We start from the raw sequence: 14404 nt of genomic DNA, 5'->3' as shown, positions 1-14404 counted from the left end.
CGCCGCCGGATCAGTGGACCACGCGCAGGTGCGAACGCTTCTTCTTGGGCGGGCGGCGGCCGAACGGCGGCCGTCCCTGCCAGTACCGGATCAGCAACCAGCCAAACAGCATGCCGCCCAGATGGGCGAAATGGGCGACGCCCTCGCGGGTGCCGAAGATGCCGTAGGCCAGCGCGATGCTCGCGTACACGATCGCCAAGGTCCGCGCCTTCAGGATGATGGGCAGCGGCAGCATCGTGACCTTCTGGTTCGGGAACAGCAGCGCGAACGCGACGATCAGGCCGTAGACCGCGCCCGACGCGCCGACCGTGGTGACCGCGTAGCCGTAGTAGTGCAGCAAGGCGCTGGTCAACGCCAGCTGGCACAGACCGGCGCCGACGATGCAGACCAGGTAATAGGTCAGATAACGGCGCTCGCCCCACTGGTGTTCGATCATCGCGCCGAACATCAGGATCGGGATCAGGTTGAACAGCAGGTGGCCGAAATTGCCGTGCAGGAAACCGTAGGTGAACAGCTGCCAGGGCATGAAGCCGGCGCCGCCGTAGACCTCGCCCGAGCCGATCGGCCAGAGCTGGAGATAGTCGAGGACGACGCGCCCGAGCTCGCTGTATTCCAGCAGCCATTGCAGGACGAACACCGCGATATTGACGAGCAGCAGCAGCTTGGTGACGCGCGGCAGATTGCGGAACATCTGAACTCCCGGGGGATACGCCTATGTTAGCCGCTGGACGCGGACCCGCGCGGATCTTGCGGTTCCACCGTTCACGGCCACGCCGGGGTCAGTCCGGCGGCCCCCAGATTTGGGCATCCAGCGTCGCGGCGGCGCGAACGCCGAGCACCCGCCCGCCTTCCACCCGCAGGCCCTCGCCGCGCAGGCGCTGGCACTGCTCGCGGTAGCCCTTGGAGCCTTCCGGCAGGGCGATCCGGCCGTCCGAGCGCAGCACGCGGTGCCAGGGCAGTTTGGGGTCGTCGTTCTGGCTGAGCAGGCGCGCGACCAGGCGCGCGCGCCCGGGCAGGCCGGCGCGGCGGGCGACTTCGCCATAGCCAGCGACCTCGCCCTTGGGAATGGCGCGGATCGCGGCGAGGATGCGTTGGGCGGCGACCTCGGAGTCCATGAGGGTTAGCATAGCCACGTCGTACGAACAAAGAAGCCCGCAGGGAGCAGACCATGAAATTCGAACAAATCCGCAAGCACCTTACCCAGTCCGGCTTCCACCTCACCCTGCACGACGACGGGGTGCTGTGCATCGAGCTGTCCTTGGAACAGGGCACGCGCCACCAGGCGATCTTCCTGTCCGAGTTGGAGGACGACGACCAGCGCCCGTTCCTGCGCGTGAGCACCGCGATCGCGCCCACCACCGGCCTGGACGCGCGCCGCGCCCTGATCTTCAACTGGCAAAGCCACGTCGGCTACCTCGCCATCGGCGACCTCGACGGGGTGCCCTATCTGCAGTTGTGCGAGAACCGCCCGTTGGAAGGCCTGGCCGCGTCCGAGATCGACCGCCTGGTGCTGGAGATCGGCGGCCTGGGCGACCGCATGGAGCGCATGCTGTCGGCCGACGGCGACCTGCTGTAAGCGACGCGGCCACCGCGACGCCTGGTCGGGCTGCGCATCCGCCTTCTGTGGGAGCGGCGTGAGCGGCGATCGCGCCGGCCAGCGCGGTGACGCGATCGCGGCTCAAGACCAAAGGAAGCCCCTGCGGGACGCCGCTCCCGCAGGAAACAAGGCCACGAAAAAGCCCGCATCGCTGCGGGCTTTTTCGTTTCGTCGTCGCGCCGGCATCAGGCCCAGCCCAAGGCCTCGATCAGGCGCCACAGGCCGTAGGCGATGCCGCCGGCGGCCGGGATGGTGAGGATCCAGGCCCACACGATGCGTTCGATCACGCCCAGCTTGAGCTTGCGCGGGTTCTTGGCGAAACCCACGCCCATGATCGCGGTGGAAATGCTGTGGGTGGTGGACACCGGCATGCCGAAATGCGCGGCCGTGACCAGAATGGTCGCCGACGCGGTTTCCGCCGCGAAGCCGTCGATGGTCTGCAGCTTCACCATCTTGTGGCCCAGGGTCTTGATGATGCGCCAGCCGCCGGCGGCGGTGCCCGCGGCCATGACCAGGGCGCAGGTGGCGATCACCCAGGTGTCGATGTCGTCCTTGCCGCCGTCCGGATGCAGGAACGACAGCCAGGCCGGCAGGTCGTTGAGGATGCCCGACGACTGCGCGCCGAAAATCGACAGGGCGATGATGCCCATGGTCTTCTGCGCGTCCTGGCGGCCATGGGCCAAGCCCATGTAGGCGGCGGACACCAGCTGGGCCTTGCCGAAGAAGGCGTTGACCCAACGCGGCTTGGCCAGCTTCGCCAGCGGGCCGCCGGCCTTCATCATCGAGGAGATGATCAGGTACAGCAGGGCGATGATGCTCACGCCCAGCAGGAAGCCCGCCAGCGGCGAGGTGATCATGGGCACCACCACCTTCCACAGCAGGCCCTTGTTGCTGGCCCAGTCGCCGTCGCCGGCCTTGGACCAGATCAGCGCGGTCCAGTTGTTGTGCGAGGCCGCCAGCGCGGCGCCGCACAGGCCGCCGATCAGCGCGTGCGAGGACGACGACGGCAGGCCGCGCCACCAGGTGATCAGGTTCCAGATGATCGCGCCCAGCAAGGTGCAGATCAGCACCTGCGAGGTCACGTTGACGACCTCGGTATCGATCAGGCCCGAGGCGATGGTCTTGGCGACCGCGGTGCCCATGAACGCGCCGATCAGGTTGGTGCTGGCAGCCAGCATGATCGCCTGGCCGGGAGTCAGCACCTTGGTCGCCACCACGGTGGCGATCGAGTTGGCGGTGTCGTGGAAACCGTTGATGAACTCGAATACGAGCGCGGCCAGGATCACCACTAGGACCAGAGTCAGCATCACGAGGGAGGCCTCAGCTGTTCTTCAGCACGATCTGGTAGGCCACCACGCCGGCTTCGCGGCAGCGGTCGATGGCCTTCTCCAGAATCTCGAAGAACTCCTTGAGCAGGAACATCTGCAGGTTGTCCAGGCGACCGGAATAGATGTCGCGGTACAGCTCCAGCATCAGACGGTCGGCCTCGTTCTCCAGCGAGCGCAGCTTCTCGTTGAGCTCGGTCATGCGGTCGATGTTCATCTTCTGCAGGTCGTGGACCATCTCCACCACCACCGCGGCGGCCTGCTCCAGCATCGCCGCGCGCGGCGCGAAGTCGATGCCGTCCAGGTGCTGGATCGCCAGCGAATAGCGGTCGGCGAACTTCTCGACCTGCTTGGGGATCTTGTACAGGGCCGAGCCCAGCGACTCGATGTCCTCGCGCTCGATCGGGGTGATGAAGCTGTCGACCAGGGCGTGGCTGATCTTGTCCGAGGTCGCGCGCTCGCGCTGGCGGGCCAGCTTGAAGGCGTCCAGGGCCGGCTGACGGTCGGCGGCCTTCATCATGGCGTGCAGTGCCTTGGTGCTGTCGTAGGCGGCCTGGGCGGCCTCGTCTAGCAGGGTGTAGAACTGCTGGCCGGAGCCGAAGATGGTCTGCAGCGAGAACATGCGTGAAAGCCTCTGAATGCCGGCCGCGACCGGCCCGGGGTGGTTGTGCGGGCGCGATTATGACGGTTTGATGGCGAACGCGCCCGTCTTTCGCGCCGGCCTGTGCCCCGAAACGGGCGAAAACCGCCCGGCCGGGGCCCCTCACCCACCGCTCACGCGGCCGGCGCGGCGGCGCCTGTTAAGATCGGGGCCGCGCATCCCCCGCCCACCCTGCCCCATGGACGACGACCCAACATCGCCCGCCCGCGTTAGCGCGGCCCCCCTGTCCGGCCCGCGGTCTACCGCTCACGCCCCCGGCATCCCCGCCCCTGACCCCTCGATGGAGCAGCCCGCATGCTCGAGCTGCTGATCGTCGCTGCGCTGATCGTGCTCAACGCCTTCTTCGCCTTGTCGGAGATGTCGCTGATGACCTCGCGCAAGCTGCGCCTGAAACAGATGGCGGAGACCAGCCGCGGCGCACGCACCGCGCTGGCGCTGGCCGAGCATCCGGACAACCTGCTGTCGACCGTGCAGATCGGCATCACCGGCATCGGCGTGCTGACCGGCTATTTCGGCGGCGAGTCGATCGGCCTGGTCATCACCGGCTGGCTCGGTCATCTGCTGTCCGGCGACTTCTCGCAGTACGCGCGTCCGATCGGCATCGGCACCGCGATGGCGCTGATCACCGCCGCCCAGGTCATCTTCGGCGAGCTGATCCCCAAGCGCCTGGCCCTGACCAATCCCGAGCGCATCGCCAGCGCGGTCGCGATCCCGCTGTACGGCCTGTCGCGCGGCGCGCGGCCGGCGGTGAAGGCGCTGGGCGCGATCAACCGCCTGGTGCTGCGCATCCTGGGCATCAAGGACGACGCCCGCAGCGAGATCAGCGAAGAAGAGATCCGCCTGCTGGTGACCGAAAGCCACGAGCAGGGCGTGATCGACGCCGACGAACGCAAGATGATGAACCGCGTGCTCAGTCTGGGCGACCGCACCGCCGAGAGTCTGATGACGCCGCGCACCCGCATCGCCTGGCTGGATGCCAACACCAGCTTCGCGCAGAACCTGGAGACCATGCGCGAGAACGCTTATTCGCGCTACCCCGTCTATCGCGGCGGCGACAGCGACGTGCTTGGCGTGCTCGAGGTCAAGTCGCTGCTGGACCGCCTGGACCAGACCGCGCCGGAGCTGTTCACCCACCTGCGCCCGCCGCTGTTCGTGTCCGAATCCACCCATGCCCTGAAGTTGCTGGAGATCTTCCGCGAGGAGCAGCTGTCGCTGGCGCTGGTGGTGGACGAATACGGCGACGTCACCGGTCTGGTCACGGTCAACGATCTGATGGGCGCGGTGATCGGCCGCATCCAGAACAACGAGACCGACGACGACGCCGCACCGGTGGTCGAACGCTCCGACGGCTCCTACCTGCTCGACGGTTCGCTGGCGCTGGAAGACCTGCGCGAGCTGGTCGGCGGCGGCCGCCTGCCGGGCGAGGACGAGCACGACTTCCACACCGCCGCCGGCATGGTCATCGCGCGCTTCGGCCGCATCCCGCACGTCGGCGAGCATTTCGACTGGAGCGTGTGGCGGATCGAAGTGGTGGACCTAGATGGGCCGCGCATCGACAAGCTGCTGCTGCAACGCATCGCCGCGCCGCGCGAGGACGCTCAGGAACCGGTGGCCGATGACGCCTCCGGTTGATCGCAAGCCGCCGGCGCAGGAAGCCGGCACGCGCGCGCTGCTCGACGACTTCGCGACGGGCGACCCCGCCGAGGTCTTGCGCCTGGGCGATGTGCTGGCCGGCCTGGGCGATCGCTCCTTCGGCATGCTGCTGTTCGTCTCCACCATCCCGGCCTTCATTCCGATCCCGGGCGTGGGCGGCGCGGTCAGCGGGCCGCTGGTGATGCTGATCGGCGCGCAGCTGCTGATCGGTCTGCGCAAGCCCTGGTTGCCGGGCTTCCTGGCCCGGCGCGGCCCGCACCGGCAGGCGATGGCGCGCTTCCGCAACCTGCTCTCGCCCTGGCTGACCCGCCTGGAGCGCGTGGTCCGCCCGCGCGCGACCGGTCTGCTCGATCACCGCGTCGCGAGCGCGTTCACCGGCCTGCTGCTGGTGCTGCTGGGCCTGCTGCTGTCGCTGCCGATCCCGTTCACCAACTTCCTGTTCGGCGGCTTGCTGCTGCTGTTCGCGTTCGCCTTGCTGGAACGCGACGGCCGCCTGATGGCCGTGGCCTGGGGCATGGGCGCGATCGCGGTGGCGGTGTTCGGCGTGCTCTCGGGCAGCCTGGCGACGCTGATCGGCGGCTGGATCGATCGCTTGCAGTGAGGCTTCGGCCAAGGCCGCAGCGATCACGATCAACCCAACAGCGTCAGAAACTCTTCCGCGCCCACCGGGTGGCCCAGCCAATAGCCCTGGGCGAGGTCGCAGCCGCGTTCGCGCAGCACCGCGTACTGGCCTTCCTTCTCCACGCCCTCGGCGACCACGGTGATGCCCAGCGAATGCGCCATGGCGATGATCGCCGTGGTCAGGGCCAGGTCGTCCGGGTCGCGCAGCACATCGGCGATGAAGCTGCGGTCGATCTTGACCCCGTCCACCGGTACCCGGCGCAGATGGCTGAGGCCGGAGAAGCCGGTGCCGAAATCGTCCAGCCACACCTTCACCCCGGTCGAACGCAGGCGCGCGAGCAGGCTGCTGGCGTGGATCTCGTCGCCGATCACCGCGGTTTCGGTCAGCTCCAGGTGCAGACGCTGCGCGGGCAGGCCGGTTTCGTGCAGGCAGGCCGCGACCACATTGGGCAGATCGCCGGTGCGCAGTTGGCGCGGCGAGACGTTGACCGAGACGAACAGCGGTTCCGCGCCCGGGCGCGCGTGCTGCCAACGCACCGCATCCTGGCAGGCCGCGCGCAACACCTGCGGGCCCAGGGTTTCGATCAGGCCGCTCTGCTCGGCCACGTCGATGAACACCGACGGCGCGACCAGGCCCTGCTCGGGATGGCGCCAACGCAACAGCGCTTCGGCGCCGACCATGGCGCCGTCGCCGAGGCGGTACACCGGCTGGTAGACCAGGCTGAGTTCGCCGCGGTCCCAGGCGCCGCGCAGCTCGTGCTCCAGGTGCACGCGGCGCTCCACCGCCTGGTCCATGGCGCGGCTATAGAAGCGATAGCAGTTCTTGCCCGCGACCTTGGCCTGGTACATGGCGATGTCGCCGTTCTTCATCAGCGAGGTCGCGCCGGAGGCGTCCTCGGGGAACAGGGTCACGCCGATCGAGGTGCCCAGGAAGACCTGGCGGTCGTGGACCACGATGGGCTGGCCGAGCTCGGCCACCAGCACGTCGGCCAGATGGCTGGCGCGCGCGCGTACCCCGCCCTCGTGGCCGTCGCCGTCCTGGACCAGGATCACGAACTCGTCGCCGCCGAATCGCGCCAGCAGCGCGCCCTCTCCGCCCAGGCGGTTCACGGTTTCCTGAATGCGGTTAGCGAACTGCAACAGCACATCGTCGCCGGCGTCGTGGCCCAGGGTGTCGTTGACGCGCTTGAAGTCGTCGATGTCGGCGAACAACAGGCCGAGTTGGCGCCCCGCGCCGCGCAGCTGCAGCAGGCGCTGGTCCAGGGTCTCGCGGAACGCCAGGCGGTTGGCCAGGCCGRTCAGCGCGTCGGTATAGGCCATGCGGCGGATGTCGCGATCGTGGCGCGCCAGACTCTGGCTCATGCGCCCGAACGCGCGCATCAGGTCGCCGACTTCGTCGTGGCGATTGCTGGCCGGCGTGCTGGTGTCGAAGTGGCCGGCCTCGATTTCCATCGAGGCGTCGGCGAGCTGGCGGATCGGGTGGACCAGGAAGCGCTGGATCAGATAGACCATCAGCGCGCCCAGCGCGAGCAGGCCGGCCGCCAGCAAGCCGATCCAGATCATGTGCTGCTGGGCCAGCGCGTCCAGTCGGCCGCGCAGGTCGCCCAGGGCCTGATCCTGGAACTGGTGCACGGTCTTGAGGTCGTAGCCCACGCGCACGCCGCCCAGGCGCTCGTTGCCGATCATGATCGGCGCCGACACGTCCATCACGATGTCGCTGGACTGGGTGTGCAGCTTGCGCGCGGCGATCACCTCGTAGGCCATCGGATCGTCCATGCGCTTGCCGTAGCTCGGAATTTCCTCGCTGCCGTCGTGGACGATGTTGCCGTCGTTGTCGTACACCAGCACGTAGCTGATGCCGGGGTTGCGCAGGGTCGCGCGGCTGAGCACGCCGACCGCGTCCAGATCGAAGTAGTACAGCGGGTTGGCCAGCGATTCGGCCAGTTGCGCGACCATGCCCTCGCTGTGCCGCTTGAGGTTGTCGGCGATCATGCCGCTCATGGCTTCGCGGCTGACGCCGACCACTTCGCGCTGCATGCGCTCCTGGCGGTTGAGCAGCAGCGCGATCAGCGCCAGCACGACCAGCATGGCCAAGGCCATCATGACCAGGAACTTGGCCTGCAAGCCGAAGCGCAACTTCATTCGACCTCCGACCGGACTTGCGCGACACCGTTGCCGATGCGCTGCAGGGCCTTGGCCGATGCCGGGTCGATCGGCATGAAGCGGGTGGTCTTGAAGAAGCGCAGCAGGGCCTCGCCGGCATCCGGATCGCCGGCCGCATCCAGCAGCACCTCGCGCAAGCGCGCCTCGACGCGCGGGTCGATGTCGCCGCGCACCACTTCGACCGCGCGCGGGTAATCGCCGGTGCGGCCGATCTCGATCATGTCGCGGCGGAACGCGGGCGGCATCCGGCGCGGGTTGTCCCAGTCCAGATTGCTCATCACGCCGACATCGACCAGGCGCTTGTGCACCCAGGTCGAGATGTTGAGCTCAGAGCGCGCGAACAGGTAGCCGACCTCGCCGTGTTCGATGCGGTCGGTCGGCGACAGCAGGATCTCCAGGCTCAGGCCGCGGTCCAGCAGCTCGGCGACCGGCACGAAGTAGGCGCTGGTCGAGGACGGGCGCTGGAAGGCGACGCTGTGACCGCGCAGATCGTCCAGCGAGCGCAGGCCGCTGTCGCGACGGGCGAAGAACACGCTGTGGTAGTGGCTGGTGCCGTCGCGCTCGGTCAGCAGCAGGGGACGGGCGTCGGCGCGCTGCTTGAGCAGCATCGCGGTGCCGGCGGTTTCGGTGACCCAATCGACCCGGCCGCGGCGCAGATAGCTGGCCATCTGCTGCGAGTCCTTGGCCATCAGGATCCGGCCCTCGCGGATGCCGACATCGGCCATGCGCGGGACCACGTAGTCCAGCAGCGGCTTGASCTGTTCGTAATGGGCCTTGGGGTCGTCGCTGATCCGGCCCAGCACCAGCACGCCGCGGGCGTCGCTGTCGGCCGATTGCGCGGGAACCGGCACCGACAGTCCCGCGACCGCCAACGCGAGCCCGAGCAGGACAGCGATGCAACGCGCGCTAGCGATCAAGAAAGTGACTCATCGGGACTGCCCGCCGCAGCGTAATCGAAACCGGCCCTGGCCGATACCACCGGGACCCGGCCAGGCCGCCCCGCTGTCAACGGCGCTGCCCGGCCAGCATGGCCATGCGCTCGGCGTCGGCGAGGATGCCGCGCAGCAGGCGCACTTCGCGCTCGTCCAGATCGGCGCGCAGAAACAGGCGGCGCAGCTTGCGCAGCGCCGATTCGGGCGCGCGGCCCTTGTGGAAGTCGATCGCGTCCAGGGTCTCGCCAAGCTGGCTGAAGAAGCCCTCCAGTTGCGCGTGCGAGGCCGGCGGATCGGAGCGGGCGGGCGCGGGCGCCGCCGGCGCGGCCGCGAGCGCGGCCATACGCAGCTCGTAGGCCAGCACCTGCACCGCCGCGGCCAGGTTCAGCGAGCTGTAGCCCGGATTGGCCGGGATATGCACGGCGGCGTGGCACAGCTGCAGCTCCTCGTTTTCCAGGCCGGTGCGCTCGCGCCCGAACACCAGCGCCACCTCGGCGCCGCCGCCGGCCTCGGCCAGCATGCGGCCGGCGGCCTCGCGCGGGTCGTACTGCTCCAGCTGGACCCGGCGATTGCGCGCGGTGCAGCCCAGCACCAGTCGGCAGTCGGTCAGGGCCTCGGCTAGGGTCGGGTACACGACCGCGGCCGCGAGCACGTCGTCGGCGCCCGCGGCCAGGGCCGCGGACTCGTGATTGGGGGCCTTTTCGGGCGCGACCAGGACCAGCCGGGACAGGCCCATGGTCTTCATCGCGCGGGCCGCGGAGCCTATGTTGCCGGGGTGCTGGGTGCCCACCAGCACGATGCGCAGCCGTGCCAACAAGGGCGTTTGGTCTGGATTGGGATCGTTCGCCATGCGCAATGGTAAACTCCCCGCCCCGGCCATAGCGCCGGTTCGTTCTTTCAGCCCGCCAGCCCGTCCCCCACCTCCGTTCCCGAGGCCGTTCGCCATGCAGAAACCCGCCGTCACCCTCATGGTCAAGGCCGCCCGCGCCGCCGGCAACGTGTTGCTCCGCCACATGTATCGGCTGGACGCGCTGAACGTGGTCGAGAAGGACCGGATGGACTACGCCAGCGAAGTCGACGGCCTGGCCGAGGCCGAGATCATCAAGGAATTCCGCCGTTCCACGCCCGACTACGCCATCCTCGGCGAAGAGAACGGCTCGATCGGCAGCGGTCGCTACACCTGGGTCATCGATCCCCTGGACGGCACCAGCAACTACCTGCGCGGCATCCCCCACTACTGCGTTTCGATCGCCCTGGTCGAGGGCGGCGAGCCGATCCACGGCGTGATATTCGATCCGCTGCGCAACGAGCTGTTCACCGCCAGCCGCGGCAGCGGCGTCCAGCTCAACGAGAAGCGCGTGCGCGTGGCCGAGCGCAAGGATCTCAACGGCGCCATGATCGTCACCGGCTTCCCGCCGCGCGAGCGCCCGCGCGCCAGCGCCCACCTCAAGTGCGTGGACTCGCTGCTGACCGAGGCCGAGGACATCCGCCGCACCGGTTCGGCCGCGCTGGACCTGGCCTATGTGGCCTGCGGCCGCGCCGACGCCTATTTCGAAGCCGGGGTGAAGCCCTGGGACATCGCCGCCGGCGCCCTGATGGTGCGCGAGGCCGGCGGCAAGGTCTGCGACTTCCGTGGTCGCGGCACCGGCCCCATGGACGCGCGCGGCACCATCGGCCGCCAGCTGGTCGCCGGCAACCTCAAGGTCTGCGACGCCCTGCAGAACCGCATCGTCAACACCGGATACGCGGCCGCGTTCGACTGAACCCGGCGCCGCAAAGCCGCGAACGCAAAGGCCGCGCGATTGCGCGGCCTTTTTCGTTGCCGCAAGGATCGCCGCGGCCGCCTGCTCCCTCTGTAGCCGACCCACGCTCCCTGTAGGAGCAGCGCAGCCTCCTGTGGGAGCGGCGTAAGCCGCGATCGATTGCCGGCGTAGCCGCATAGAGCCGATGGCATCCGCAGGCCTGCCTCGCATGGCGATGCCAGTCGCGCGGCCGCGCGCGTTCTCGCTATCGCGGCTCACGCCGCTCCCACAGAAAGCCCCGGAGGCGCGCGTCACTCGCTCACGCCTTCCCTCTGCGACGCCCGCCGCTATGCCTCGACGCTATGCCTCGACGCTATGCCTCGACGCAAACGAAAAGGCCGCGCATCTGCGCGGCCTTTTCGTTGCCTGGGGCCGAAGCCCCGACGCGGGACTCAGGGACGACGCGCTAGCGCCGCCTCGTCCTTGGCCTTGGGCATCAGGTCCTGCTTGGTGACCTTGAGCCAGCCCATGGTCAACAACGGGCAGGCCACGAAGATCGACGACAGGGTGCCGATCACGATACCCAGCATCTGCGAGATCGCCATGCCTTCCAGCGAACCGCCGCCGTACAGGTACAACGCGAACACGGTCAGGAAAGCCACGAACGAGGTGATCACCGTACGCGACAGGGTCTGGTTGATCGACTTGTTGAGGATGGTTTCCGGATCGGCGCGCATGGTGCGGAAGTTCTCGCGCACGCGGTCGAACACCACGATGGTGTCGTTGATCGAGTAGCCCATCACCGACAGGATGCCGGCCAGCACGGTCAGGTCGAACTCGTTGCCGAACAGGGCGAACCAGCCCGCCACCACTACCACGTCGTGCAGGGTGGTCAGCACCGCCGCCACCGCGAACTTCTTCTCGAAGCGGAACGAGATGTAGATCAGGAAGCCGACCACCACGAACAGCAGCGCCCAGATGCCGTTGGCGGCCAGATCGCGACCGACCTGCGGGCCGACGTAGCCGCCGCCCTTGATCTTGCCCGGGTTGCCGGGCGTGGACGCGATCGACTGCACTTCGTTGATGGTGTTGTTGGAGTCCTTGGCGCTGCCGCTCTTGGGCTGCAGGCGGATCAGCAGCTCGTTGCCGGTGCCGAAGGTCTGGACTTGGGCGCCGGCGTAGCCGGCTTCGTCCAGGCGCGTGCGGATGCCGTCGACGTCGACCGGCTTGGCGAAGCTCAACTCGACGCTGGTGCCGCCGGTGAAGTCCAGGGCGAAGTTGAAGCCCTTGACCGCGATCGCGCCGATCGCGACCAGCATGATCAGGCCCGCAACCGCCATCGACACCCAGCGCAGGCGCAGGAAGTCGATGTTGCTGCCATAAGGGAACACGTTGAAGGGTTTCATGTCGCGTGCTCCGTCAGATCGCGATCGTTTTCAGCTTGCGACGACCGCCGTAGATCAGCGTCGCGATACCGCGCGACACAGACACCGCCGTGTAGGCGGAGGTGGCGATGCCGAGCATCAGGGTGATACCGAAACCGCGCAGCGGACCGGTGCCGAACACCGCCATCGCCAGGCCGGCGAGGAAGGCGGTGACGTTGGCGTCGATGATGGTGCCCGAGGCGTGTTCGTAGCCGCTGGCGATCGCCGCCTGCGGCGGCAAGCCGGCGCGCAGCTCCTCTCTTATTCGTTCGTTGATCAGCACGTTGGCGTCGACCGACATACCCACCGTCAAGGCGATGCCGGCCAGGCCGGGCAAGGTCATGGTGGCGCCGAACAGCGACATCAGCGCGACCACCATCAGCAGGTTGATCAGCAGCGCCAGACAGGTGATGACGCCGAACATGCGGTAGTAGATCAGGAAGAAGATCAGGGCGAAGGCGAACGAGAAGCTCACCGCCTTCAGGCCGCGCGCGACGTTCTCGGCGCCCAGACTGGGGCCGACGATGCGCTCTTCGATGAAGTCCATCGGCGCGGCCAGCGAGCCGGCGCGCAGCAGCAGGGCCAGGTCGGAGGCTTCCTGCTGGCTCTCCAGGCCGTTGGTATTGAATTCCTTGCTGAAGACGCCCTGGATGGTGGCGACGTTGATCACTTCCTCGCTGATCCGGGTCGAGCGCACTTCCTTGCCGTCGACCGTGCGCACCTCGGGGATGCGCTCGATGTAGACCACCGCCATCGGCTTGCCGACGTGCTCGGTGGTGTAGTCGAACATGCGCTGGCCGCCGACGCCGTTCAGGCGGATCTGCACCGCGGGAGTGCCGCTTTGCGAGTCGAACGCGGCGGTGGCGCCGATCAGCTGGTCGCCGGAGGCGATCACGCGCTTGTTGAGCAGGATCGGAATCGGCTTGCCGTCGGGGCCGGTCTCGCGGCGGAAGTAGATGCGCGCTTCCGGCGGCACGCTGCCGCTGCGCAGCGCTTCCTGGGCGTCGCCCTCGACCACGCCGCGGTACTCCAGCGTGGCGGTGGCGCCGAGGATGCGCTTGGCCTGCGCGGTGTCCTGGATGCCGGGCAGCTGGACCACGATGCGGTCGGTGCCCTGGCGCTGGATGATCGGCTCGGCCACGCCCAGCGAGTTGATGCGGTTGCGCAGGGTACCGACGTTCTGCTCGACCGCCTCGGCCTGCATGCGCGCCAGCTCGGCCTCGGGCACCTGGATCTCGACGGTGTTGCCGACCACGTTCTGGACCAGCAGCGGCTGGCCCTTGGCGACGATCTGGCGCGCCTTGTCGGCGTCCGCGGCATTGCCGACGGTGGCGATGATGCTGTTGTTGGCGCGGCGCTCGACCGACTCGTAACGCACGTTGGCGTCGCGCAGGCTGACCCGCACGTCCTCGGCGGTCGCATCCAGGCGCTTGTCCAACGCGGCCTTCTGGTCGACCTGCATCAGGAAGTGCACGCCGCCCTGCAAGTCCAGGCCCAACTGCATGGGCTTGGCCTTGATCTTCTCCAGCCAGCCCGGAACGGTCGAAGCCAGGTTCAGCGCGACCACGTAGTCGCTGCCGAGCGGATCGCGCAACAGGCTGGCGACCTTGTTCTGGCTGTCGTTGTTGGTCAGCCGCACCAGCAGGGTGCCTTCCTTCTCGATCGCCACCGACTTGGCCGGCACGCTGGCCTTGCTCAGGACGTCGGCGACGCGCTTGCGCAGCGCTTCGTCCACCGCGGCGCCGCGGGCAGAGGAGATCTGCACCGAGGGGTCCTGCGGGAATACGTTAGGCAACGCATACAGCGCGCTGAGCAGCAACACTACGAGGATGGCCAGATATTTCCAGCGCGAGTAAGTCAGCATCGATTGCCCCTGCGGCGGCCACCCCGGCCGCCGTGCTTCATGTGTCGTGGCGTCGGCTTAGGCCGACTTCAAGGTGCCCTTGGGCAGTACGTTGCCGATCGCGCCCTTCTGCACGCGAATGCGCACGTTGTCGGCGATTTCGACGGTGATGAAGCTCTCGCCGATCTCGGACACGGTGCCGGCGATGCCGCCGTTGGTCAGCACTTCGTCGCCCTTGGAGAGCTTTTCCAGCATCGCGCGGTGTTCCTTGGCGCGCTTCATCTGCGGGCGGATCATCAGGAAGTACATGATCGCGATCAGGACGACGGGCATCAGCAGGCCGCCGAGGCCGCCGCCGAACAGTCCGCCGCCGGCGGGCGCACCGGCCGCGGCCTGGGCGTAAGCGGGGGCGATCAGAAGGTCGAGCAGGTTCATCTACGAAA

General features: G+C 68.2%; 14 protein-coding genes. 4 read left to right on the top strand and 10 right to left on the bottom strand.

The genetic code is table 11. The features are described from left to right. Positions 1–10 precede the first annotated feature (10 nt). Together ASE35_RS17475 and ASE35_RS17470 are read right to left on the bottom strand one after the other, a co-directional pair. Entirely contained in the window at positions 11–691 is a 681-nt protein-coding gene (locus tag ASE35_RS17475; RefSeq protein WP_056181897.1) for a rhomboid family intramembrane serine protease, read from the bottom strand. Between the two features lie 88 nt (positions 692–779). Continuing rightward, a complete protein-coding gene (locus tag ASE35_RS17470) occupies positions 780–1127 on the bottom strand; it encodes an MGMT family protein (RefSeq protein WP_057159685.1) in 348 nt (115 codons plus the stop codon). Between the two features lie 41 nt (positions 1128–1168). Here ASE35_RS17470 and ASE35_RS17465 point away from each other — a divergent pair, with 41 nt between their 5' ends. Beyond that, the gene (locus ASE35_RS17465; RefSeq protein WP_056181890.1) at positions 1169–1576 is read left to right on the top strand and encodes a hypothetical protein; all 408 of its coding nucleotides are present in this window, start codon (positions 1169–1171) and stop codon (positions 1574–1576) included. A gap of 206 nt (positions 1577–1782) precedes the next feature. Here ASE35_RS17465 and ASE35_RS17460 read toward each other — a convergent pair whose 3' ends face one another. Both ASE35_RS17460 and ASE35_RS17455 read right to left on the bottom strand, forming a co-directional pair. After that, positions 1783–2904 carry an inorganic phosphate transporter gene (locus ASE35_RS17460; protein WP_056181887.1) on the bottom strand — a complete coding sequence of 374 codons (1122 nt, stop codon included), beginning with the start codon at positions 2902–2904 and terminating at the stop codon, positions 1783–1785. A 13-nt stretch (positions 2905–2917) separates the two neighbouring features. After that, on the bottom strand, positions 2918–3544 hold the full coding sequence (locus tag ASE35_RS17455; RefSeq protein WP_056181884.1) for a DUF47 family protein: 627 nt from the start codon (positions 3542–3544) through the stop codon (positions 2918–2920). A gap of 333 nt (positions 3545–3877) precedes the next feature. Here ASE35_RS17455 and ASE35_RS17450 point away from each other — a divergent pair, with 333 nt between their 5' ends. Both ASE35_RS17450 and ASE35_RS17445 read left to right on the top strand, forming a co-directional pair. Next, positions 3878–5215 carry a hemolysin family protein gene (locus ASE35_RS17450; RefSeq protein ID WP_056181882.1) on the top strand — a complete coding sequence of 446 codons (1338 nt, stop codon included), beginning with the start codon at positions 3878–3880 and terminating at the stop codon, positions 5213–5215. After that, on the top strand, positions 5199–5837 hold the full coding sequence (locus tag ASE35_RS17445) for an exopolysaccharide biosynthesis protein (protein ID WP_056181879.1): 639 nt from the start codon (positions 5199–5201) through the stop codon (positions 5835–5837). The genes ASE35_RS17450 and ASE35_RS17445 overlap by 17 nt, the downstream gene beginning before the upstream one ends. Before the next feature lie 29 nt (positions 5838–5866). Here ASE35_RS17445 and ASE35_RS17440 read toward each other — a convergent pair whose 3' ends face one another. The 3 genes from ASE35_RS17440 to ASE35_RS17430 all read right to left on the bottom strand — a co-directional run bounded on the left by ASE35_RS17440 (position 5867) and on the right by ASE35_RS17430 (position 9802). Next, positions 5867–7999, bottom strand: coding sequence for an EAL domain-containing protein (locus tag ASE35_RS17440; RefSeq protein ID WP_057164636.1), 2133 nt, complete (start codon positions 7997–7999; stop codon positions 5867–5869). Further along, complete coding sequence (locus ASE35_RS17435; RefSeq protein ID WP_235570108.1) at positions 7996–8934, bottom strand: phosphate/phosphite/phosphonate ABC transporter substrate-binding protein; 939 nt, start codon at positions 8932–8934, stop codon at positions 7996–7998. The genes ASE35_RS17440 and ASE35_RS17435 overlap by 4 nt, the downstream gene beginning before the upstream one ends. Positions 8935–9025: 91 nt before the next feature. After that, positions 9026–9802, bottom strand: a complete 777-nt coding sequence (locus ASE35_RS17430; RefSeq protein WP_056181872.1) for an RNA methyltransferase — start codon at positions 9800–9802, stop codon at positions 9026–9028. Between the two features lie 94 nt (positions 9803–9896). Here ASE35_RS17430 and ASE35_RS17425 point away from each other — a divergent pair, with 94 nt between their 5' ends. Beyond that, positions 9897–10715, top strand: a complete 819-nt coding sequence (locus tag ASE35_RS17425) for an inositol monophosphatase family protein (RefSeq protein ID WP_056181868.1) — start codon at positions 9897–9899, stop codon at positions 10713–10715. A 431-nt stretch (positions 10716–11146) separates the two neighbouring features. Here the strand turns inward: ASE35_RS17425 and secF are convergent, their stop codons facing one another. Genes secF through yajC form a run of 3 tightly spaced genes read right to left on the bottom strand, consistent with a single transcriptional unit; the run spans position 11147 to position 14396 of the window. Next, entirely contained in the window at positions 11147–12100 is a 954-nt protein-coding gene (secF, locus tag ASE35_RS17420) for a protein translocase subunit SecF (RefSeq protein ID WP_056181866.1), read from the bottom strand. Between the two features lie 13 nt (positions 12101–12113). Beyond that, positions 12114–13982, bottom strand: coding sequence for a protein translocase subunit SecD (gene secD / locus ASE35_RS17415; protein WP_056181864.1), 1869 nt, complete (start codon positions 13980–13982; stop codon positions 12114–12116). Between the two features lie 57 nt (positions 13983–14039). After that, entirely contained in the window at positions 14040–14396 is a 357-nt protein-coding gene (gene yajC, locus ASE35_RS17410; RefSeq protein WP_056181860.1) for a preprotein translocase subunit YajC, read from the bottom strand. Positions 14397–14404: the final 8 nt, after the last annotated feature.

Origin of the sequence: Lysobacter sp. Root916, from assembly GCF_001429785.1 — a bacterium.
In the GTDB taxonomy this organism is placed as follows: Bacteria; Pseudomonadota; Gammaproteobacteria; order Xanthomonadales; family Xanthomonadaceae; genus Lysobacter.
Note: the sequence above shows the minus strand (reverse complement) of the source record. Positions and strands in the feature narration are given on the sequence as shown.